This window comes from Oerskovia sp. NPDC057915, assembly GCF_042887685.1.
Classification (GTDB): domain Bacteria; phylum Actinomycetota; class Actinomycetes; order Actinomycetales; family Cellulomonadaceae; genus Oerskovia.
The window spans coordinates 1-21364 of sequence record NZ_JBHVOS010000021.1 but is presented as its reverse complement, the minus strand read 5'-3'; the positions used below and the strand labels follow the sequence as shown (position 1 = coordinate 21364).

Below are 21364 nucleotides of genomic sequence, written 5' to 3'. Positions count from 1 at the left end.
CTGAGTGCGGAGTACTTGCACCACAAGGGCGGAATCCGGTGCAACTACTCCGCACTCAGCGGGAATCTGGGGCGGCGCCCATCGGTTCAGCCGCCGCCCGTCGTCGTGAGCGCTGCCCGGCCCAGCGGTTCACGATCAGGTGACGCGCTGGCTCCTCGACGAACCGGTAGAGCGCGTAGGCCAGGAGCGCGGCGCAGACCGTGATCACGACCGCGGCGGCCGCCCCCGTCAGGGGGGTGTCGAGCACGCGACGGATCACGAGCTCGTGCACCAGGTAGAACGCGTACGAGGCCGAGCCCGCGACGATCAGGGCGCGACGCGTCAGCACGGACCGCCGGCCACGCAGGTCCCGATCGGCGCAGAGCATGAGGAACAGCGCGAACGGCAGGACGAGCGCGACCCGGGCCACGGCCTCGGTCGCGTGCGTGAGCTCGGCCACGACGAGCACCACGGCGAAGATCCCGAGCACCCCCGCCCACGGGATCCGTGACCGGTGGCCCTCGACGAACGCGAGCCCGGCGACGACGCCCAGCACGAACTCGGGGAACCGGGCGAGGGGGAAGTGGTACAGCACCTGGTAGGTCGTGGGGGCGACGATCGTCGCGACGAGCGGGATCGCGAGCGCCACGAGCGTCACGACGAGCCGGGTGCGCGGCGACCAGCGCCGCAGCAGGGGCAGGAGGAACGGGAAGGCGAGGTAGAACGCGAGCTCGCACGACAGCGACCACGCGACGCCGTTGAGCCCGTACACGACCGTCGGGTCCAGGGACCAGGCCTGGAGCAGCAGGACGTTGGCGCCGACGATGCGGACCGTGACGGGCTGGCTCCCCACGACCAGGGCGACGACCAGCGCGACGACGAGCGTCACGAGGTGGTCCGGGTAGATGCGCGCGACGCGCCGCAGGTAGAAGCCGCTGCGAGGGAGCGCGGGGTTGGCCGTCCACGTCAGGATGAAGCCCGAGAGGACGAAGAACAGCGCGACCCCGGTGCTGCCGTAGTAGGCCCCGGGGATGTCGAGCACCTGCCAGTAGTCCAGGTGGAACACCAGGACGGCCGCAGCCGCGATCGCACGGACGGCCGTGAGCGAGGGGAGCTGGCGCCGGGCCGTGCCCGTCTCCGCCGGAGTCGTCATCGAGGTCCCCTGCCCGCTGGTGCGCGGCCCCGTCGAGAGGCCGCTCTTGCATCGTGAGCGCCCCGGCGCACGAGGGTCAAGGATGAAGTGTGGTCCCGTCGTCGGGCGTCCCGGCCGAGGCCGAGGGCGCCTCGACGGCCAGGGCGCCTCCGTCGAGGAAGTCCCGGTAGCGCACCACGGCCACGAGGAACACGAGCACCGCGACCATCTCGAGGCTCTCCTCGCCGAGCACCGCGAGCTGCCCGACGAACGTCGCCCGGTCGAAGCCCTGGTCCTCGAGCAGTCCCGCGATCGCCTCGAAGCCGACGGCGCCGGCCACGTAGAGGACCCCGGCGAGGGCCATGGGGCGCAGGAACCTCCTCGGCAGCCCCCACAGGAGCGGGACGACGATCGCGGCCACGACGAGCGCGAGCGGGCCGTAGAACGCGATCCAGCCGTTGAACGGCAGGTCCGCGATGCTCCGGAAGTGCTCCTCGAGCGAGGTGCCCAGGTGCTCGTGGAAGCTCGTCATCTCGTCGATCGACAGGTAGAGGAGCACGAACGCGACGAGCCCCCAGGCCCAGCGTCGAGCGGGGGCGGGCTCGACGTGGAGCAGGTCGCCCGTGACGAGGCCCGTCGAGGCCAGCAGGACCACGGTGAACCAGGTGGGGACGTTGACCTCCTCGTCCATGCCGAAGTAGTGGACGAGCGGCTCGATCACGCCGCCGTGGAGGTCCGCGCCCTTCTCGAGGAAGTTGGCGAGGAGGTGCAGGACGGCCAGGACGGCGATCGCCAGCGCGAGGCGGCGGACGAGGACCCTGACAGGCACGGTGACACGCAGCATGAGTGCTCCATCGACGACCCGGGCGAGCTCAGGCTCGGCTGGCCGACCCTAGCAGCGGAGCCGGAGACGTGACCATCGCCACACCGGAGGTGCGCATCCATACCGCCTGGTCGGTGAGATAGTTGTCGCATCATGTTTCTCGACCTGAGCGCTTCCACGCGCACCCCCAGCACCGGACGGCACGGCTCGACGAGCGCCGCCCGCTGTTGTCGCTGTCTCTGAACAGCCGCTGACAGGCGGCGTCCGTCGCGGGTGCTCCCCGACGTGACCGCCCCTGACGCACAGGTCTGATCCCCCGGCTCTCCCGTCGCACGCGTCGTCGTGCCCTGCACGGATCGCAGCGCCCCGCACCGTCGGCCGCGCTCGTGACGCCCGAGCCCCTCCCGGTCTCCGCCACCCGGCCCCCGCCACCCGTCGGACGACCGCGCTCCACGAACCCCTCACCACCTCGTCCCGCGACCCAGGTCGCGGGAGCGGGGTGGTCCCCGTGCAGCCCCGCTGCACCTTCTGGAACGGAAGAACCCCCATGAGAACCCTCAAGGCAGCCGCCGCGGTCCTGGCGACGACCCTCCTGCTCGCCGCGTGCGGCTCGGGCGGGTCCGGCAGCGCGAGCAGCAGCGCCGCGGCAGGCGCGGACGCCGAGATCGTCATCGGCTCGACCAACGAGCCCACCGGCCTGGTCCGCAACGTCGGCGGCAGCTCGGGCGTCTCGCAGACCATGACGCGCAACGTGTTCGAGGGCCTGACCTCGGTGGACGTCGACGGCGAGGTGATCCCGACGCTCGCGAAGGACTGGGACGTCTCCGAGGACGGCCTCGTCTACACGTTCCACCTGCAGCCGGGCGTCCAGTTCCACGACGGTTCCCCGCTGAGCGCGCAGGACGTCGTCTGGAGCATCTCGCAGACCATCGCACCCGAGTCCAAGAGCGCACGCAAGAACGACCTGTCGGTCATCTCCGCGATCACGGCCCCCGACGACGCCACGGTGCAGCTCGACCTGTCGCGCCGCAGCCAGTCGCTGCCGTTCTACCTCGCGTCGGTCACGATCGTGCGGGACGGCGACACCGAGCTCTCGAGCGACAACGGCACCGGCCCGTACCGCTTCGTCGAGTGGACGCAGGGCGACCACCTCACGATCGAGCGCAACGACGACTACTGGGGCGAGCCCGCCAAGAACTCGGGGGTCACGTTCCGCTTCTTCCAGGACACGACCGCGCTCAACAACGCGCTCCTGACCGGTGACCTCGACCTGGTCATCGCCGAGGACTCCCCGGACCAGCTCCTGCAGTTCGAGGGGAACGACGAGTTCACCATCACCGAGGGCACCTCGACGACCAAGCAGATCTGGGCCTTCAACGACCGCGTCGCGCCGTTCGACGACGTCCGCGTCCGTCAGGCGCTCTACAAGGCGATCGACCGCGAGAAGGTGCTCGACGCCGTCTGGGACGGGCGCGGCCAGGTCATCGGCTCGATGGTCCCGCCGACCGACCCGTGGTTCGTCGACCAGGCCGACGTCCACTCCTACGACCCGCAGGCCGCGAAGGACCTGCTCGCGCAGGCCGGCGTGAGCGACCTGAGCATCGCGGTCGACTACGTCGCGGGCGACCCGTCCGAGACCATCGCCCAGCTCCTCCAGGCGGACCTGAAGGCCGTGGGCGTCACGCTCACGCTCAACCCGATCGACGACGCGACCTGGTACCAGAAGATCTACACCGACCACGACTTCCAGACCACGCTCATGGGGCACGTGAACCCGCGCGACGTCGTCTGGTACGCCAACCCGGACTTCTACTGGGGCTACGACAACAAGGACGTCCAGCAGTGGGTCGCGGACGCCGACCAGGCGGCCACGACCGACGAGCAGACGGCCCTGCTGACCCGGGTCAACGAGACGATCGGGCAGGAGGCGGCGAGCGCCTGGCTGTACCTCGACCCGCAGATCCGGGTCGCGCGCGCCGAGATCACGGGCTTCCCGGTCAACCAGGTGACGGAGAGCTTCTACGTCGCCGACATCGTGCGGGAAGGCTGACCGAGCACCTATGTCCCGCTACCTCCTGACGCGCGTCGGCACGCTGCTGCTGTCGTTGGTCCTCGCGAGCGTCGTGGTCTTCGCCGTCCTCCGGTTCCTTCCGGGCGACAGCGCGGGCACGTCGCTCGGCGTGGGCACCACGAGCGACCAGCTCGACCAGCTGCGTGCCGACCTCGGCACCGACCAGCCCCTGTGGACGCAGTACGGGCAGTGGGTAGCGGGACTGTTCTCGGGCAGCGCGGGGACGTCGTTCGTCTCGCGCCTGCCCGTGGGGGAGCTGATCGCGAGCAAGCTGCCGATCACGCTGCCGCTGAGCCTCGCGGCGTTCGCGGTCTCGGTGCTCGTGTCGGTGCCGCTCGGCGTGGTCGCGGCCGTCCGGCGCCGCGGCGTCGTGGGGGTCACGGTCTCGGCCGTGTCCCAGCTCGGCGTCGCGGTGCCGGTCTTCTGGGTCGGCGTGATCCTGGTGTGGGTGTTCGCGCTCGAGGCGGGTGTCCTGCCTCCGGGCGGGTTCCCGCGCCAGGGCTGGGAGGACCCGGCGGCGGCCGTCCGGTCGCTCGTCCTGCCCGTCGCGACCGTGGCCATCGCCATGTCGTCGGTGATGGTCCGCTACGTGCGGTCGGCGACGCTCGACGTCCTGGACCAGGACTACGTCCGCACGGCCCGCTCGCTCGGCTACGGCCGGTGGCACGCCCTGGCGCGCCACGGGCTGCGCAACGGCGCGGTCCCGGTCGTCGCGATCCTCGGCATCGAGCTCGCGACGTCGCTCCTGGGGGCCGTGGTCGTCGAGAACGTCTTCGCGCTGCCCGGCCTCGGCACGCTCCTGGTGTCGTCGGTCGCGGGGCGCGACCTGCCCGTCGTGCAGGCCCTCGTCCTGGGTCTGACGGCCCTGGTCCTCGTCACGAACTTCCTGGTCGACCTCGCCCAGCGCGGCATCGACCCCCGGCTGCGTGCCGGTTCTGCCCTCGGAGGCGCACGATGAGCATCGACCTGGGCGGGGAGATCCCCGTCGCCGAAGGATCTGGGCGGCTCGTCCCGGCGCGCGAGGAGGGCGTGCTCGCACCGTCGCCCGCGGGGGAGGCCCCTCGTGCCCGACGGCGGAGCGTCAGCCCGTCCTTCGTCGCCGGTCTGGTCATGGTCGGGCTGGTCGCGCTCGTCGGTGTCGTCGCGATCTTCTGGACGCCCTACGACGTGAGCGCGGGCGCGGCCGGCACGGGCGGGCGGCTCGAGGGACCGAGCGCCGAGTTCTGGGCCGGCACCGACCGCCTGGGGCGCGACCTGCTGAGCCAGCTCATGGGCGGGGCCACGGTCGCGATGACCGTGGCGATCTCCTCGGTCGTCATCGCGGGAGTCCTGGGCATCACGGTCGGTGTCGTCGCCGCGGCCACCACGCGGTGGGCCGACGTCGCGCTCCTCAACGTGATCGACCTGATGATCGCGTTCCCGACCCTGCTGCTGGCCATGCTCATCGTGACCGTCCGCGGTGCGTCGCTGACCTCGGCGATCGTCGCGATCGGCATCTCCGGTGCGGCGGTCGTCGCGCGCGTCACGCGGGTCAACGCCGCGCGCGTGCTGCGCGAGGACTACGTGACGGCCGCGACGGCGTCGGGCACGGGATGGTGGGGGACGATCCTGCGCCACGTCCTGCCCAACGTGGCCCCCACCCTGCTGGTCCAGCTCATGCTGCTCGCAGGTGGCGCCATCCTCGCCGAGGCGTCGCTGTCCTACCTGGGGCTCGGCTCGCCGACCGCCCTGTCGTGGGGCCGGCTGCTCAGCGCCGCCCAGAAGTCCGTCGCTGTCCAGCCGCTCGGTGCGATCCTGCCCGGGCTGCTCATCGCCTGGACCGTGCTCGGCCTGAACCTCCTGGGCGACGGCATCCGTGAACGGACCGACCCGAGCCTGCGAGGCGACCGATGACCGCGAGGGATCCGATGACCGCGACCCCCACGACGACCACCACCGGGCTCGAGGTGCGCGACCTGACGGTGCGGACGTCGTCGGGCCGGGTGCTGCTCGACCACGTGAGCTGGCACGTCGCGCCCGGCGAGCGCCTGGGCGTGATCGGCGAGTCCGGCTCGGGCAAGTCGCTCACCGCGGCCGCGATCCTCGGGCTGCTGCCCGACGGCATGACCGCGACCGGGCAGGTCCTGCTCGACGGGACGGACCTGCTCACGCTCGGCGAGCGCGCGCTGCGCCGCGTGCGAGGGGCGCGCATCGCGATGGTCTTCCAGGAGCCCCTCACCGCGCTCGACCCGCTCATGACGATCGGCCGGCAGATCGCCGGACCGCTGCGGCTGCACCGCAAGGTCTCGCGCGCGCGGGCCGCCGAGCTCGCCGCAGACCTGTGCCGCCTCGTGCGCCTCGACGACACCGACCGCATCCTCGGGTCCTACCCCTGGCAGCTCTCGGGCGGGCAGCGCCAGCGCGCGTGCCTCGCCATGGCGCTCGCGTGCGAGCCCGACGTGCTCATCGCCGACGAGCCCACCACCGCCCTCGACGTGACCGTCCAGGCCGAGATCCTCGACCTGCTCGACGACCTCATCGAGCGCACCGGGACCGCGCTGGTGTTCGTGTCGCACGACCTGCCGGTCGTCGCCCGCGTCACGCGCGACCTCGTGGTCATGCGGCACGGGAAGGTCGTCGAGGCCACGAGCGTCGACCGTGCGCTCACGGCGCCCGAGGACCCGTACACCCGGTCGCTGCTCGCCGCCGCGCGCGCCGTGACCCACCTGCCGACGCTGCACCCGAGCTCGCCCACCCCGCACCCGACCACGCTGCACCCGACCACCCTGGAGGACCGATGAGCGACCAGCCTGCCGAGGGTGACGCCCTGCGCGCCGAGGGCGACCGGCACCCCGCCGAGGGTGACGCCCTGTGTGCCGAGGGTGACCGGAACATCGCCGAGGGTGACGCCCTGCCCGCCGAGGGTGACCCGAACATCGCCGACGGTGACGCCCCACCGTTCGTCGCGCTCGACGGGGTGTGGCGCGAGTTCGGCGGATCCCGCCGCACGCCCCCGACGGCGGCGCTCGCGGGTGTCGACCTCGCGGTCCGCGCGGGGCGCAGCCTGGGGATCGTGGGGGAGTCGGGCGCGGGGAAGTCGACGCTCCTGCGCCTGCTGCTGGGCCTCGACAGCCCCACCCGCGGCACCGTCTCCTACCGCGGCGCTCCCCTGGACCGCCGGGACCGAGCGCTCATGCGGCGGTATCGCCGCGAGGTCCAGGTCGTGCTCCAGGACCCGCGCACGTCGCTCGACCCGCGCATGACGGTCGCACGGATCGTCGCCGAGCCGCTGCGCTCGCTCAAGATCGGCGGCGACGTCTCGGCGCGCGTGGACGAGGTACTCGGCTGGGTCGGGCTCGACCCCGACGCGCGGACCAAGTACCCGGCCCAGTTCTCGGGCGGCCAGCGCCAGCGCATCGCGATCGCCCGGGCCCTCGCGCCCTCGCCGTCGGTCCTGGTGGGCGACGAGCCCGTGAGCGCGCTCGACGTGTCGGTGCGCGAGCAGGTCATGGACCTGCTGCGGCGGCTCCAGAGCGAGCTGGGGCTCACGCTCGTCCTGGTCAGCCACGACATGGCGATCGTCGGGCAGCTGTGCGAGGAGACCGTGGTGCTGCGCGGGGGAGAGGTCGTCGAGTCCGGTCCCACGCGCGAGGTGCTGACCCGGCCCACGGCTGTGTACACGCGCGAGCTGCTCGCGGCGGTGCCGACGCTTCCCTGAGCCGCACCCTGCCCGCCTGGGCGCGCTCCGCCGTCGGGCCGTGGTCGTGTCCCCACGCTGGGGCGGCGCGCGGGACGTCCCGGGGTGACCTGCAACTTTCTTGCGTGTCCGGAAAGGCTGACACGCCCGCTGTGTCTGTGTAATCTTTCAGCAAGAACCCGCAACATTCTGCAAGGTGGCAGCGGTGGGTTCGCCGGTCGAACGGGCCGGACAGGGGGAGCAGGGACGCGGTAACGCTCCGGCACCGATGCCGGGGCGCGGGACGGGCAGCCACGCGCCGACGCGGGGCTGTGCGCAGCACCGAACGGAGAACGCAGCGATGACGCTCAGCCGAACAACCAGAGGAAGCGCCCGCAGGACAGCACGCCACAGACTCCTCGCCGGGCTCACGGCGCTCGCCGTGGTCACGTCGGGAGTCGTCGCCGGCGCGGTGCCCGCCTCGGCCAAGGCACCGACCCCCTCGCCCGTGGTCGCGTCCGACAACGGTCGCGGCAACGTCGTCCTCAACATGTTCCAGTGGACGTGGGACGCGGTCGCCGCCGAGTGCACCAGCACGATCGGGCCCGCCGGGTTCGGCTACGTCCAGGTCTCCCCGCCCCAGGAGCACATCCAGGGCACCGCGTGGTGGACCTCCTACCAGCCCGTGAGCTACAAGATCGAGTCCAAGCTCGGCAACCGTGCCGAGTTCCAGAACATGGTCAGCACGTGTCGGACCGCCGGCGTCGGCATCGTGGTCGACGCGGTCGTCAACCACATGGCAGGAGCCGACACCGGGTCGGGCACGGGCACGGGCGGGACCGGCTACTCGGTCGACAGCTTCCCCGGCGTGCCCTACGGGTACGACGACTTCAACGACTGTCGCGCCAACATCACCAACTACGGCGACCGGTACAACGTCCAGAACTGCCGCCTCGTCTCGCTCCAGGACCTGCGCACCGGCTCCGACTACGTGCGCGGCAAGATCGCGGGCTACATGAACGACCTGCTCGGCCTGGGTGTCGCCGGCTTCCGCATCGACGCGGCCAAGCACATCCCGGCCGCCGACCTCGAGGCCATCAAGGCGAAGCTGACCAACCCGAACGTCTACTGGGTCCACGAGGTCATCGGGGCCGGCGGAGAGCCCGTCCAGCCCTCCGAGTACCTGGGCAGCGGGGACTCGCACGAGTTCAACTACGCACGCACCCTCAAGAGCCGCTTCGACGGCAGCATCGCGAGCCTCGACGAGATCGGCAACGGGCTGCTCACGTCCGACCGCGCCGGGGTCTTCGTCGACAACCACGACACCGAGCGCAACGGCGAGACCATGAACTACAAGTGGGGCGCCAAGTACAAGCTCGCCAACGCGTTCATGCTCTCGTGGCCCTACGGCTCGCCGTCGGTCTACACCGGCTACACGTGGACCGACAAGGACGCGGGCGCCCCCGGCGCCACCACCACGTCCGTCCCCGACGCGAGCTGCGCGAACAGCGCCTGGACCTGCACGCAGCGCTGGACCGAGATCGCCGGCATGGTCGGCTTCCACAACACCGTCGAAGGAACGTCCGTCACCAACTGGTGGGACGACGGCAGCAACAACATCGCGTTCGGCCGCGGGGCCAAGGGCTACGTGGCGATCAACAACACGGCCTCCGCCGTGACGCGCACCTACCAGTCCTCGCTGCCCGCAGGCACGTACTGCGACGTCGTGGCCGCCAAGGACTGCTCCGTGACGCGGACCGTGAGCGCCTCCGGGACGTTCACCGCGACCGTCCCGGCCTACGGGGCGCTCGCGCTGCACGTCGGGAAGACGGGCGGCACCCCGTGCACGGTCGACTGCCCGACCACCTCGTCCACCACGGTCTACTACTCGACCACGAAGGGATGGAACGCGTACAAGATCCACTACAAGGTCGGTGCGGGTGCCTGGACCACGGCCCCCGGGGTCGACATGACCGCGGCCTGCACGGGCTGGGTCTCGCGCGAGATCCCCGCGAACGGGGCGGCCGTCACCGCCGCGTTCACCAACGGCTCGGGCACCTGGGACAACAACGGCGGCAAGGACTACGCCCTGACCGGGCAACATGCCCAGGTGTCCGGAGGCGTCGTGACCGCGGGCAACCCGTGCGCGGGGAACGGCGGGGGTACCGGTGGGGAGACCGACGGCGACGCCACCTTCTCCGTCACCGCCACCACCGTCCTGGGGCAGAACGTCTACGTCGTGGGCAGCATCCCCGCCCTCGGCTCGTGGGCGCCCGCCGCGGCCAAGCCCCTGTCCTCCGCGACGTACCCCGTGTGGAAGGTCGTGCTCGACCTGCCCGCCGGCACCACCTTCGAGTACAAGTACGTCAAGAAGGACGGTGCGGGCAACGTGGTCTGGGAGAGCGGCGCCAACCGCACCGCGACGGTCGGGGCGAACGGGGCCGTGACGCTCACCGACACCTGGAGGTAGCCGGCTCCCGGCACCGCCAGGAAGCGGACCGGAGGGCCCCCGTGCGGGGGTCCTCCGGTCCGTCTCCCTACGATGGGCGCATGACCACGAGCGCGCCGAACCATCCCGGTCCCGTCGACCCCCTGCGCGAGTCCGTCGCCGTCATGGACCGGCTCTACTCGCCCGGCGGGTGCCCGTGGGACCGCGAGCAGACGCACGAGACCCTCGTCCGCTACCTGCTCGAGGAGGCGCACGAGCTCGCCGAGGCCATCGAGACGGGCGACCGCGCGGGAATGCGCGAGGAGCTGGGCGACCTGCTGCTCCAGGTCCTGTTCCACGCGCGCATCGCGAGCGAGGACGAGGAGGACCCGTTCACGGTCGACGACGTCGCGGCCGACCTCGTCGCCAAGCTCGTCAGGCGTCACCCGCACGTGTTCGCCGACACCGCGGTCACCACGGGCGACGGCCACGCGGCCCTGTACACGCAGTGGGACGAGATCAAGCAGCAGGAGAAGCAGCGCGAGTCGGTCCTCGAGGGGATCCCGCTCGCGCAGGGCGCGCTCGCCCGGGCCCAGAAGGTCCTGTCCCGCGCGCAGCGCGCAGGGCTGGGGGAGGTCGTCGCAGGCCCGACGGCGGTCGTCGCGTCGGTCCCTCCCGTCGCCCCCGGTGAGGCGAGGGACGGGAGGGGAGCGGCGCCGTCGGGCACGCCGGACGAGGCGGAACGTGCGTACGGGCACGAGCTGCTCGACGTCGTGCGCCGGGCCCAGGCCGACGGGGTCGACGCCGAGACGGCGCTGCGGGTCGCGCTGCGCGAGGTCGAGCAGGCGATCGTGACCGCCGAGGGTGACAGACTCGCCCGCCGAGGGTGACGGGAACCCCTGCCGAGGGTGACGCCGGCGTGCGCCGAGGGTGACGGGAACCCCCGCCGAGGGTGACGTCCGCGTGCGCTGAGGGTGACCGACTCGCCCGCCGAGGGTGACGTCCGCGTGCGCCGAGGGTGACTGACTCGCCCGCCGACGGCGACGTGGGCGTCACCGTCGGCGCCCCAGCGCGTCACCCTCGGCGCCCCAGCACGTCGCCCTCGGCGCGCCCGGCGCCCACCCACGGCCGACATGCGGGCGATCGTGTCCACGAGGCGACGCCCGAAGCACTATGTGTTCCCGACCACTAGGCTGGGTTGCGACAACCCCGGACGCGCCCGACCGCCATCGTCGCCTGCCCTGCGCTCCGGACCTGGAAGCAGCTGAAGGAGCAACCGTGGCAAGCATCGAAGCCGTTGGAGCACGCGAGATTCTCGACTCGCGCGGAAACCCCACCGTCGAGGTCGAGGTCGTGCTCGACGACGGTACCTTTGCCCGCGCAGGCGTCCCCTCGGGCGCCTCGACCGGCGCTTTCGAGGCCGTCGAGCGTCGTGACGGCGACAAGTCCCGCTACCTGGGCAAGGGTGTCGAGGGTGCGGTCAACGCCGTCATCGACGAGATCGCCCCCGAGCTGCTCGGCTTCGAGGCCGAGGACCAGCGCCTCATCGACCAGGCGCTGATCGAGCTCGACGGCACGCCGAACAAGGGCAAGCTCGGCGCGAACGCCATCCTCGGTGTCTCGCTCGCGGTCGCGAAGGCTGCCGCGAAGAGCTCGGGCCTGGACCTGTACCGCTACGTCGGTGGCCCGAACGCGCACGTCCTGCCCGTCCCGATGATGAACATCCTCAACGGTGGGTCGCACGCCGACTCCAACGTCGACATCCAGGAGTTCATGGTCGCCCCGATCGGCGCCACGTCCTTCCGTGAGGCGCTGCGCACCGGTGCAGAGGTCTACCACTCCCTGAAGTCCGTGCTCAAGAGCAAGGGCCTCGCGACGGGCCTCGGCGACGAGGGCGGCTTCGCCCCCAACCTGCCGAGCAACCGTGACGCGCTCGACCTGATCCTCGTCGCGATCGAGCAGGCCGGCTTCACGCCGGGCAAGGACGTGGGCCTCGCGCTCGACGTCGCCGCGACCGAGTTCTTCAAGGACGGCGCGTACCAGTTCGAGGGCAAGGCGACGAGCTCGGACGACATCATCGCCTACTACAAGCAGCTCGTGGCGGACTACCCGCTGGTCTCGATCGAGGACCCGCTGTCCGAGGACGAGTGGAGCGCCTGGTCGCAGCTCGTGGCCGAGGTCGGCGACAAGGTGCAGATCGTCGGTGACGACCTGTTCGTCACCAACCCGGAGCGTCTCGCCAAGGGCATCGAGCTCAAGTCGGCGAACTCGCTGCTCGTGAAGCTCAACCAGATCGGCACGCTCACGGAGACGCTCGACGCCGTCGAGCTCGCCCAGCGCAACGGCTTCACCGCGATGGTCTCGCACCGTTCGGGCGAGACCGAGGACACGACGATCGCGGACCTGTCCGTCGCGGTCAACGCCGGCCAGATCAAGACGGGTGCTCCCGCCCGTGGCGAGCGCATCAACAAGTACAACCAGCTCCTGCGCATCGAGGAGGCCCTGGACGACGCGGCCCGCTACGCCGGTGCCTCGGCGTTCCCGCGCTGGAAGGCGTGAGCTGACGCTCTCCCGCTGAGCACGGCCTGACCCCGGTCAGGTCGGCGCAGCACCCGGACGCCCGGTGGTTCCTCGGAACCACCGGGCGTCCGTGCGTCCGGCGTCGGCACCCCGACACGCGCGGGGTTGTGAACGCTTGGTGTGGATCCGGCCACGTTGCCCCGGCACGCCGTGGACCCTGCGCCCGAGCGGCCGCGCGGGGCGGCACAATCGGCTCCATGCCCACGAACCGTCGCCCGTCCACGCCTGGCGCCTCGCCGCGCCCCGGGGGCGGTCGCAGCGGGGGAGGCGCGCGCGGGGACGGTCGTTCGTCGACCGGCCGCGCACGGGGTACCTCGGGCCCGACGACGTCGCGCTCCGACGCAGGCACGTCCGGCAGGTCCGGGGCGGGCTCGGGAGCGTCGAAGGCCGGCCCCGCGAAGGGGGCGGCGAAGGACGCGAGCGCGGCCAAGGCGCCGGGACCCGCGACCGGTGCGGGGCGCAAGCCGGCGGCCCCGCGCAAGCCGTCGACGACGGCGGCGGGGTCGGGCACGGGCGGGCGCTCCACTGCCTCGACCTCCAAGACGTCCTCGTCGGCTAGGACACCACGGACCCCGCGGCCGACCACCTCGACGCGGGCCCCGGCGCTCGCGGACCGCCGACGCAGCCGCAACGGTCTCCTGCTGCCCGAGGTCGTGACGGTCCGTTCGCTGGTGATCGCCGTCGTCGTGCTCCTGGCGGTCATCCTGCTCCTGCCGACCCTGCGCGCCTACGTGAACCAGACGGGCGAGCTGCGCGCGCTGCGCGCCGAGGTCGCGGCCGCCGAGGCCGAGCGTGACGACCTCCAGGTCCAGCTCGGCCGCTGGGACGACGACGCGTACGTGATCGCGCAGGCGCGCGACCGGTTGAGCTACGTGATGCCGGGCGAACGCGCCTGGCGGGTCATCGACCCGGAGGTCGTCGTCGACGACCTCGACCCCGAGACGGGCCGGAAGGTCACGGACGGGCCGGTCGGCGTCGAGGGGAACGACGGCGCTCCTTGGTACACCTCGATCTGGCGTTCTGTACAGCTCGCGGGGGAGCAGCCTGCCCCCGGCGACGAGCCGGTCGACCAGGGCGGCGACACGCCCCCCGCCACGGACGCCCCGACGCCCTAGGCCTCGCGCCGCACCGGTCGGCGAGCGATCCGCTCGACGTCCTCGACGAGGCCGTCGAGCGCCTCGTCAGGGCACCGATTCCCGATCCGACCGCTCGACCGGGGACAATGGGTGGGCGTCGGCTCCCGGCGCCGGACCAGCACCGCACGCCGCAGAACGGAAACCCTCGTGAACGACTCGACCTCCTCCGCCCCGGACACCGCGGACCACGGAGCCGACGCCGCAGCCCGTGACGCGGCCCCGGCGACCGACCGTGGACCCGTGCGCAGCGCCGACGCACCGGCCGTCCCGGAGGCGGACCGCTCGCGCCCCGAGGTCACCCCGGAGGATCTCGAGGTCCTGCAGGAGCAGCTCGGCCGTCCGGCGCGCGGCGTCGTCGGGATCGCGGCGCGCTGCGTGTGCGGGCGCCCGCTCGTGGTGCACACCGCGCCGCGCCTGCCCGACGGGACCCCGTTCCCCACGACGTACTACCTGACGAGCCCCGGGGCGGTCGCGGGCGCCTCGACGCTCGAGGCGAACGGCGTGATGAAGGAGATGTCGGAGCGCCTGACGCAGGACGAGGAGCTCGCCGCCGGCTACGCCCGTGCGCACGAGCACTACCTCGCGGCGCGCGAGTCCCTCGGGCACGTCGAGGAGATCGCGGGCATCTCGGCGGGCGGCATGCCCGTGCGCGTGAAGTGCCTGCACGTGCTCGTGGGCCACGCGCTCGCGGCCGGGCCGGGCGTGAACCCGTTGGGTGACGAGGCGCTCGTGATGATCTCGGGATCGTGGCGCGCGGACCGCTGCACCTGCTGAGCCGTCGATCTGCCGGCGGGCTCGCGGCCGGTGCGGTGTGACGCTCGCGACGCGGACCGTCCACGGGCGGTTCGTCCCCCCGCAGCCCCCGCGACGGGTGGCACCCTTGGTGTCATGACTTCTTCTCGCGTCGCCGCGATCGACTGCGGCACCAACTCGATCCGACTCCTCGTCGCCGACGTCGACCCCGCGACGGGCGCTCTCACCGAGCTCGACCGCCGGATGGAGGTCGTGCGCCTCGGCCAGGGCGTCGACCGGACGGGCCTGCTGGCCCCGGAGGCGCTCGCGCGCACGCTCGACCAGGCGGCCGAGTACGCCCGGGTGATCGAGGAGCTCGGTGCGACGCGCACCCGGTTCGTGGCGACGTCGGCCACGCGTGACGCGGCGAACCGCGGGGAGTTCGTCGAGGGCGTCCTGGCCCGCCTAGGCGTCGAGCCCGAGGTCGTGTCGGGGACGGAGGAGGCCGAGCTGTCGTTCCGTGGCGCGACGGGTGTGGTCGCGGCGAACCACCCCGGCCCGTTCGTGGTCGTGGACCTCGGGGGAGGGTCGACCGAGCTGGTGCTCGGGACGCAAGCCCCGGAAGCGGCGTGGTCCATGGACGTGGGCTGCGTGCGCCTGACCGAGCGCCACCTGCGCTCGGACCCGCCGACGGCGGAGGAGATCGAGGCGGCGCGCGCCGACGTGCGGGCCACGCTCGACACGGCCTCGCTCACCGTCCCGCTGGGCAAGGCCGCGACGCTCGTGGGGCTCGCGGGCTCCGTGACGACCGTGACCGCGCATGCCCTGGGCCTCGAGCGGTACGACCGCGACCGGATCGACGGCGCGGTGCTGTCGGTCGAGGAGACGTTGGCCGCGTGCGAGGACCTGCTGGGCCGCACGCGCGCCGAGCGCGAGGCGCTGGGATTCATGCACCCTGGCCGGATCGACGTGATCGGTGCGGGCGCGCTCGTGTGGGCCGAGGTCGTGCGCCGGGTGCGCGACGACGTCGCGGCCGCGGGCGGCGAGCTCACGTCGGTCGTGACGAGCGAGCACGACATCCTCGACGGGATCGCGCTGTCGATCGCGTGACCTGCTCCGCCGGACCCGAGGGTGGTCAGCAGGCCTGGCCCCCTCGGGTCTCAGCACCTCGCAAACCGCAGCATCACCCCAAAATGGCGCTCGTGCGAGCGCTTGTGAAGGTTGTCACGCTCACCAATCGGACAGAAGTTCACCAAGAAGTTGAAGACGGTAATACTCTGGTTTCATGCCTCTGAATGACCAGACCTCGGTCGCCCCTGCCCAGAACGCGGACAGCGCTGCGTCCCCGCGTCCCCGCAAGGTTCCCCGCATCATCGTCCTGGGTGGCGGCTCTGTCGGTCTCTACTCGGCTCGCCGCCTGCGCAAGAAGCTCGGCAAGCGCGAGGCCGCCATCGTGGTCGTCGACCCGCGCCCGTACATGACGTACGCGCCCTTCCTGCCGGAAGCCGCCGCGGGCTCGATCGACGCTCGCGACGTCGTCGCCCCTCACCGCCGCGCCCTCAAGGGTGTCGACGTGCTGCAGGGCAAGGTCGTGGAGATCAACCACGCCGGCCGCAGCATCACGATCCACCCCGAGGAGGGTGACGACTACTCGGTCTCCTACGACCACCTGATCGTCGGCCTCGGCTCGGTCTCGCGCACGCTGCCCATCCCGGGCCTCGCGGAGAACGCGATCGGCTTCAAGAACGTCGAAGAGGCCATCGCGGTCCGCAACCACGTCATCAACCGGATGGACGTCGCGTCGTCCACCTGGGACCAGGACCTGCGCAAGCGCATGCTCACGTTCGCGTTCATCGGTGGCGGCTTCGCCGGCATGGAGGCGATCGCCGAGATCGAGGACATGGCGCGCTACGCGGCCCGCAACTACCCGACGATCGAGCCCGAGGACCTGCGCTTCGTGATGATCGAGGGCTCCGGGCGCATCCTGCCCGAGGTCTCCGAGCCCATGGGCCAGTACGCGCTCGAGGAGCTCAAGAAGCGCGGCATCGAGTTCCACCTCAACACGTTCCTGTCGTCGTGCGTCGACGGCCACGTCGTGACCTCGACGGGCGTCGAGTTCGACACCGACACCATCGTGTGGACCGCGGGCGTCAAGGCGAACCCGGTGCTCAAGGAGAACTCGGACCTGCCCGTCGACAAGCTCGGTCGCGTGATCGTGCTCCCGACGCTCCAGGTCGCGGACGAGGACGGCAACGTCGTCCCCGACGCCTGGGCCGCGGGCGACTGCGCCGCCGTCCCGGACCTGCTGAACCCCGGCAAGTTCTGCCCGCCGAACGCGCAGCACGCGATCCGTGAGGCCACGCGCCTCGCCGACAACCTCGTCGCGATCCTGCACAGCGACGAGCCCGTCGAGTACAAGCACAAGAGCGTCGGTACGGTCGCCTCGCTCGGCCTGTACAAGGGTGTCGCGGAGCTGTTCGGCATCTTCAAGCTCAAGGGCTTCCTGGCCTGGGCCATGCACCGCAGCTACCACGTGATGGCGATGCCCACGGGCAACCGCAAGATCCGCATCGCGATCGGCTGGATGGGTCAGTTCCTCATGGGCCGCGAGATCATCTCGCTCGGTTCGCTGCACGACCCGCGCGCGGAGTTCCGCCAGGCGTCCGTGCCGCCGGCAGCGGCGGGCGAGAAGGTCAAGCAGGAGGCCGTGTCCTCGGCAGCCGAGGCCGAGAACGGTGGCGCCGAGGCCGGTTCCGCCAAGGCCGCCCCGGCGGAGGCTGCGGCTCCGGCCGAGAGTGCCGCTGCCGGTGAGGGCCACGGTCCCGCGAAGAAGACGACCAAGAAGGCCGCGACCAAGGCCTGAGCCTGCTCGCAGCTCTGCACACGCCGTGAGGGCGGTCCCTGGTGGGGCCGCCCTCACGGCGTTCCGCTGCGCGGCCGGGGCCTGCGGGCTGAGCACCTCGGACAGGACCACCCGTTTCACGTGAATCCTCCGCGGCGCACAATGGACGGGTGAGCACTCGTGTGGTCGACGACCTGCGGTCCCGGGCGGGCCGAGCCCTGTTCGAGCGCGTCGCAGGACCGGACGGCCCGGCCGAGCGCTCCCGCATCCATGACACCCCGGGACCGCGCTGGTTCCCGCCCGACTCGGCGATCGCGCGCGTGCACGGCGACGCGTCGATGTTCGTGGGCGGCCTGCGCGCGCTGCTGCTCCAGTCGTTGCACCCGCTCGCGATGGCCGCGGTCGCGGCGCACTCGGGGTACCGGGGCGACCCGTGGGGGCGCCTGGCCCGCACGAGCACGTTCCTCGCGGTCACGACCTTCGGGACGGTCGAGCACGCGCAGCAGGCGATCGACGTCGTCCGCTCGGTGCACGTCCGGGTCCGCGGCACGGCCTCCGACGGGCGCCCGTACGCGGCCGACGACCCGTGGCTGCTGCGCTGGGTCCACGTCGCCGAGGCCGACAGCTTCCTCGCCGCGCATCAGCGCTACGGCGAGCGCCCGCTCGACGCCGCGGGCTGCGACGAGTACCTGGCCCAGGCCGCGACGGTCGCCGACCGGCTCGGGGCCGTGGACCCGCCGCGCTCGCGCGCCGAGCTGGCGAGGGCGTTCGAGGAGTTCCGCCCGCAGCTCGCGAGGACCACCGAGTCCGACGACGTCGCTCGCTTCCTGCTGTCCGAGCCGCCTCTCCCGTTCCTCGCCCGGGGCCCGTACGCGGCGCTGGGGGCGGCGTCGGTCGCGTCGCTGCCACCGTGGTCGCGGCACATGATCCCGGTGCGGTGGCCGATGCGGGGGGAGTCGGTGCTGGTGCGGGCCGGCGGCCGGACGGTCACGAAGGCGATCCGCTGGGCGTTGGCGGGGTCGCGGTAGCGGCCCGGGGGCACTGCCCCCGGGCGGCGAGGACCGTGACCGGCGTCCTGGTCCCGCCTGTCGGCCCGACCTCTGCCGGGATATCCTCACCCCCGGCCCCCATAGCCCAATCGGCAGAGGCATCCGACTTAAAATCGGCGCAGTCTGGGTTCGAGTCCCAGTGGGGGCACTACGACAACCCGGTCGGCCCGTCCGGCTCAGCTCCCTCGGCGGCCTCCTGCCCGATCGACACCCGGTTCCCGTCGGGGTCCAGCACGCGGGCGACGCGTTCGCCCCACGGCTGGTCCTCGGGCGGCGACACCACGACGACCCCGGCCGCGGCCAGGTGCGAGATGGCCTGGTCGCAGTCGTCGACCGTGACCCACAGGTGCGCGTGCCCGGCGTCGGGGCTCTCGCGGTCGACCCCGATCCCCAGCGACGCGTCGCCCACGGCGACCGAGACGTAGACGGGTGGTCCGTCGTCGGGGAACTGGTACGTCACGGTGCCGCGCAGGAGGTCGCGGTAGAAGACGAGCGACCGGTCGAGGTCGGTCGTGGTGAGGATGGGGAAGAGCGTGCGGAACATCGGTGGGCCGCCTCTCGCGAAGGTCTCCTCGGAGCCGTTCCCACGTTACGCCAGCAGCAGACGAGCCACTTCTGCAGGCGTCGGCCACGGGTCGCGGCGCTAGGTTGAGGGGACGGCGCAGCCCGCGCCCCACGACCCGCGACGAGGGAGCACGCGATGGCAGCCGCAGGCCAGGTGGTGCTCTTCGAGCGCCGGACGTCCGAGCCGTTGCTGCGCCACGTCGTGGGCGGGATCCTGCGGGCCGAGCGCACCGAGCAGGCGCGCACGCTGCTCGATGTCGCGCTCACGGCGCAGGTCTCGACGGCGTACCTCTCGGAGGTCGAGCGCGGTCGCAAGGAGGCGTCCTCCGAGGTCCTGGCCGCGATCTGCCGGGCCCTGGGCCTGCGTGTGGTGGACCTGCTGGCCCGGAGCCAGGACGAGTTCGACGCCGAGGCGGCCCGTCGGGCGGGCGCAGAGCGCCGCAGCCTCACGTCGCAGCCGCGGGGCGTGCGCGAGCTCCACGTGCTCGCCGCGTCACCCCGGTCCGCTCGGCCGTCCCGCTCCGTGACCGGCGGCACGCCCACGATGACGGTCCTGCTGCTCGCGGCCTGATCGGTCCGCGCACCCCGGTTCCGCCCTGGGTGAATCCCTCCGCGAGCTGCGGCGATCTGTCCGTTTCGCCGCGCGCCGCGAGCCTGTCGGTGGTGTGCTGTCAGGATGTCGCAGACGAACCCGGCGCCCACCCTCCAGGACCTCGTCGACCGCGCCGTGATCCTGTCCGCCGAGCACCAGGCGCACTTCGCCGACCTGGGCGGCGAGTCGGCGTGGGACGCGGACCTGGAGGCGGGCACGCTCACGTTCCACAGCGAGATCCCGCTCGTGTGCGGGGCGCACTTCCTGGGCACTGCGGCGCCGGCGACGCAGAGCTGGTTGTGGGGCTGGCACAACGTGAACCACTTCCCCGAGGGCGTCGTCGCGGCGGCCGAGCACGTGCACCAGCGCGGGGTCACGGGGGGCATCTTCGAGCTGAGCACGCCGGAGATCCTCCTGACGGACGCCGTCCCGTACCGGCTCGCGCTCGCGGCCAAGGCCGTGACGGGGCACTTCACGCACTTCGCGGGTCCGACGGGCGGCGGCACGTGCGCGTGGTTCCTCGTGACGCACCCGCGGTTCGAGCTGCCGCCCGCGACGGTCGCGCGGGTCGCGCGGGTGGTCCCTGAGGGGATCGGCAGCACGGCCGTGGCCGACCACCGCCGGGCCGTGCGCGCCTACGCGGTCCTGCGCGGGCTCGACATCCGTTGGCAGGACGAGCAGACCGCACTCGTGGGGGCGAGCGATGGCCACGTGACCGTGTCGTTCGACGAGCGCGGTCGCCTGCGGGACCTGTCCGCGTCGCTCGCGGCCGTGCCCGATCCCGTGCCTGCGCCGCCGCCCGCGCCCGAGCAGCCCGAGCGTCGCGGCTGGTTCGGTCGCAAGAGGTAGGCACCGGTCCGGCCTCAGCGGCGCCCCGAGGTGCACGGCGAGTTCTAGCGGTCGTCGCAACACGGTGTGTGTGTAGCGCAGTATCCCATCACGATCGTAGGGGTAGGCATCGAAGGCCACGTGACCGACGCTCAGCTCTACGATCGGCGCATGGACGGACTCTCGATTGCGCTGCAGAGGCTCGATGCGGCCCGCACGAAGGACGAGCTTGTGGGTGCCTTGTGGGACCTGCGTGACTCGGCCTACGACACACCTGAGGTATGGAGCGCCTTCGCCGCAGAGGCGTTCTTCCAGAGGTTGGCTGGCGAACTTGAGGACGCGCCTGCCGATGACGGTGGCCAGATCTCGGTACCCGTCTTCGCTCGAGCGGTGAAAGTGGCGGTGGCTAAACCTGGCTATGGCATCGATGCCTAGTCTGATGTGAGGGGGCATCACCTCGGTGATGTGATGAGTTCGCGGAGACGCTGGGCTGGTGTCTGCCAGCCCAGCGTCTTGCGGGGCCGGGTGTTGAGTTCGGCGGCGACGGCGATGAGGTCGGCGGATGTGAATCGGCGAAGGTCGGTGCCCTTGGGGAAGTACTGACGCAGGAGCCCGTTCGTCTTCTCATTCGTGCCCCGCTGCCAGGGATTAGCAGGGTCGCAGAAGTAGACGGGCATGCCCGAAGCGGCAGCGAAGAGCTGGTGAGTGGCCATCTCGTTTCCCTGGTCCCAGGTCAACGATCGACGCAAATCGGCGGCAGTGCTTGGACGGCGCAAGTAGCCTCCGCCCAGCACTCTGCCGCTCCTGACGAATCTCGAAGCCCATCGCATGCCCATCGCTTGGGTGTTGCGACGACCGCTAGAACTCGCCCACCCGGACGGGGAGGTGCGGGGGGCCCCCCCCCCGGGGCCGGGGGGCCCCCCCGGCGGGGGGCCCCGGCGCCCCCGCCCGGG

General features: G+C 72.1%; 19 protein-coding genes, 1 tRNA gene and 1 pseudogene. 17 read left to right on the top strand and 4 right to left on the bottom strand.

The genetic code is table 11. From position 1 onward, the window contains the following. Positions 1 to 55 precede the first annotated feature (55 nt). Both ACFVQ3_RS14480 and ACFVQ3_RS14475 read right to left on the bottom strand, forming a co-directional pair. On the bottom strand, positions 56 to 1132 hold the full coding sequence (locus ACFVQ3_RS14480; protein WP_387640278.1) for an acyltransferase family protein: 1077 nt from the start codon (positions 1130 to 1132) through the stop codon (positions 56 to 58). A 76-nt stretch (positions 1133 to 1208) separates the two neighbouring features. Then, on the bottom strand, positions 1209 to 1955 hold the full coding sequence (locus tag ACFVQ3_RS14475; protein ID WP_387640275.1) for a hypothetical protein: 747 nt from the start codon (positions 1953 to 1955) through the stop codon (positions 1209 to 1211). 526 nt (positions 1956 to 2481) lie between these two features. Between ACFVQ3_RS14475 and ACFVQ3_RS14470 the strand changes: the two genes are divergently transcribed. The 14 genes from ACFVQ3_RS14470 (at position 2482) to ACFVQ3_RS14405 (ending at position 18575) form a co-directional block, all read left to right on the top strand. Beyond that, positions 2482 to 3984: an ABC transporter substrate-binding protein gene (locus tag ACFVQ3_RS14470; protein WP_387640274.1), complete on the top strand. Its 1503-nt coding sequence runs from the start codon at positions 2482 to 2484 to the stop codon at positions 3982 to 3984. Between the two features lie 10 nt (positions 3985 to 3994). Continuing rightward, positions 3995 to 4963 carry an ABC transporter permease gene (locus ACFVQ3_RS14465; protein ID WP_387640272.1) on the top strand — a complete coding sequence of 323 codons (969 nt, stop codon included), beginning with the start codon at positions 3995 to 3997 and terminating at the stop codon, positions 4961 to 4963. Beyond that, positions 4960 to 5898: an ABC transporter permease gene (locus ACFVQ3_RS14460; RefSeq protein ID WP_387640270.1), complete on the top strand. Its 939-nt coding sequence runs from the start codon at positions 4960 to 4962 to the stop codon at positions 5896 to 5898. Before ACFVQ3_RS14465 ends, ACFVQ3_RS14460 begins: the two co-directional genes overlap by 4 nt. A 14-nt stretch (positions 5899 to 5912) precedes the next feature. Continuing rightward, a complete protein-coding gene (locus ACFVQ3_RS14455) occupies positions 5913 to 6785 on the top strand; it encodes an ATP-binding cassette domain-containing protein (protein WP_387640267.1) in 873 nt (290 codons plus the stop codon). Further along, positions 6782 to 7702: an ATP-binding cassette domain-containing protein gene (locus ACFVQ3_RS14450; protein WP_387640264.1), complete on the top strand. Its 921-nt coding sequence runs from the start codon at positions 6782 to 6784 to the stop codon at positions 7700 to 7702. Before ACFVQ3_RS14455 ends, ACFVQ3_RS14450 begins: the two co-directional genes overlap by 4 nt. A gap of 319 nt (positions 7703 to 8021) precedes the next feature. After that, positions 8022 to 10130, top strand: coding sequence for a carbohydrate-binding module family 20 domain-containing protein (locus ACFVQ3_RS14445; RefSeq protein WP_387640262.1), 2109 nt, complete (start codon positions 8022 to 8024; stop codon positions 10128 to 10130). Between the two features lie 80 nt (positions 10131 to 10210). After that, a complete protein-coding gene (locus ACFVQ3_RS14440; RefSeq protein WP_387640259.1) occupies positions 10211 to 10978 on the top strand; it encodes a MazG family protein in 768 nt (255 codons plus the stop codon). 388 nt (positions 10979 to 11366) lie between these two features. Then, on the top strand, positions 11367 to 12647 hold the full coding sequence (gene eno, locus ACFVQ3_RS14435) for a phosphopyruvate hydratase (protein ID WP_377674649.1): 1281 nt from the start codon (positions 11367 to 11369) through the stop codon (positions 12645 to 12647). 218 nt (positions 12648 to 12865) lie between these two features. After that, on the top strand, positions 12866 to 13783 hold the full coding sequence (locus ACFVQ3_RS14430) for a septum formation initiator family protein (RefSeq protein ID WP_387640256.1): 918 nt from the start codon (positions 12866 to 12868) through the stop codon (positions 13781 to 13783). 261 nt (positions 13784 to 14044) lie between these two features. Beyond that, positions 14045 to 14578 carry a DUF501 domain-containing protein gene (locus ACFVQ3_RS14425; protein WP_387640404.1) on the top strand — a complete coding sequence of 178 codons (534 nt, stop codon included), beginning with the start codon at positions 14045 to 14047 and terminating at the stop codon, positions 14576 to 14578. A 114-nt stretch (positions 14579 to 14692) separates the two neighbouring features. Then, positions 14693 to 15646 carry an exopolyphosphatase gene (locus ACFVQ3_RS14420; protein WP_387640253.1) on the top strand — a complete coding sequence of 318 codons (954 nt, stop codon included), beginning with the start codon at positions 14693 to 14695 and terminating at the stop codon, positions 15644 to 15646. Positions 15647 to 15821: 175 nt separating this feature from the next. Beyond that, the gene (locus ACFVQ3_RS14415) at positions 15822 to 17399 is read left to right on the top strand and encodes an NAD(P)/FAD-dependent oxidoreductase (protein ID WP_387640250.1); all 1578 of its coding nucleotides are present in this window, start codon (positions 15822 to 15824) and stop codon (positions 17397 to 17399) included. A 149-nt stretch (positions 17400 to 17548) separates the two neighbouring features. After that, the gene (locus ACFVQ3_RS14410; protein ID WP_387640248.1) at positions 17549 to 18406 is read left to right on the top strand and encodes an oxygenase MpaB family protein; all 858 of its coding nucleotides are present in this window, start codon (positions 17549 to 17551) and stop codon (positions 18404 to 18406) included. A 95-nt stretch (positions 18407 to 18501) separates the two neighbouring features. Further along, positions 18502 to 18575: transfer RNA gene (locus ACFVQ3_RS14405), tRNA-Leu, on the top strand. Here the strand turns inward: ACFVQ3_RS14405 and ACFVQ3_RS14400 are convergent. Then, complete coding sequence (locus ACFVQ3_RS14400; RefSeq protein ID WP_387640246.1) at positions 18576 to 18971, bottom strand: VOC family protein; 396 nt, start codon at positions 18969 to 18971, stop codon at positions 18576 to 18578. Between the two features lie 156 nt (positions 18972 to 19127). Here ACFVQ3_RS14400 and ACFVQ3_RS14395 point away from each other — a divergent pair, with 156 nt between their 5' ends. The 3 genes from ACFVQ3_RS14395 to ACFVQ3_RS14385 all read left to right on the top strand — a co-directional run bounded on the left by ACFVQ3_RS14395 (position 19128) and on the right by ACFVQ3_RS14385 (position 20846). Continuing rightward, a complete protein-coding gene (locus ACFVQ3_RS14395; RefSeq protein WP_387640243.1) occupies positions 19128 to 19562 on the top strand; it encodes a helix-turn-helix domain-containing protein in 435 nt (144 codons plus the stop codon). A gap of 105 nt (positions 19563 to 19667) precedes the next feature. Beyond that, the gene (locus ACFVQ3_RS14390; RefSeq protein WP_387640241.1) at positions 19668 to 20432 is read left to right on the top strand and encodes a DUF6882 domain-containing protein; all 765 of its coding nucleotides are present in this window, start codon (positions 19668 to 19670) and stop codon (positions 20430 to 20432) included. A 150-nt stretch (positions 20433 to 20582) separates the two neighbouring features. Beyond that, a complete protein-coding gene (locus tag ACFVQ3_RS14385) occupies positions 20583 to 20846 on the top strand; it encodes a hypothetical protein (protein ID WP_336708736.1) in 264 nt (87 codons plus the stop codon). Positions 20847 to 20863: 17 nt separating this feature from the next. Here the strand turns inward: ACFVQ3_RS14385 and ACFVQ3_RS14380 are convergent. Then, a pseudogene (locus tag ACFVQ3_RS14380) lies at positions 20864 to 21163 on the bottom strand (IS30 family transposase); the annotation flags it as partial. Positions 21164 to 21364 lie beyond the last annotated feature (201 nt).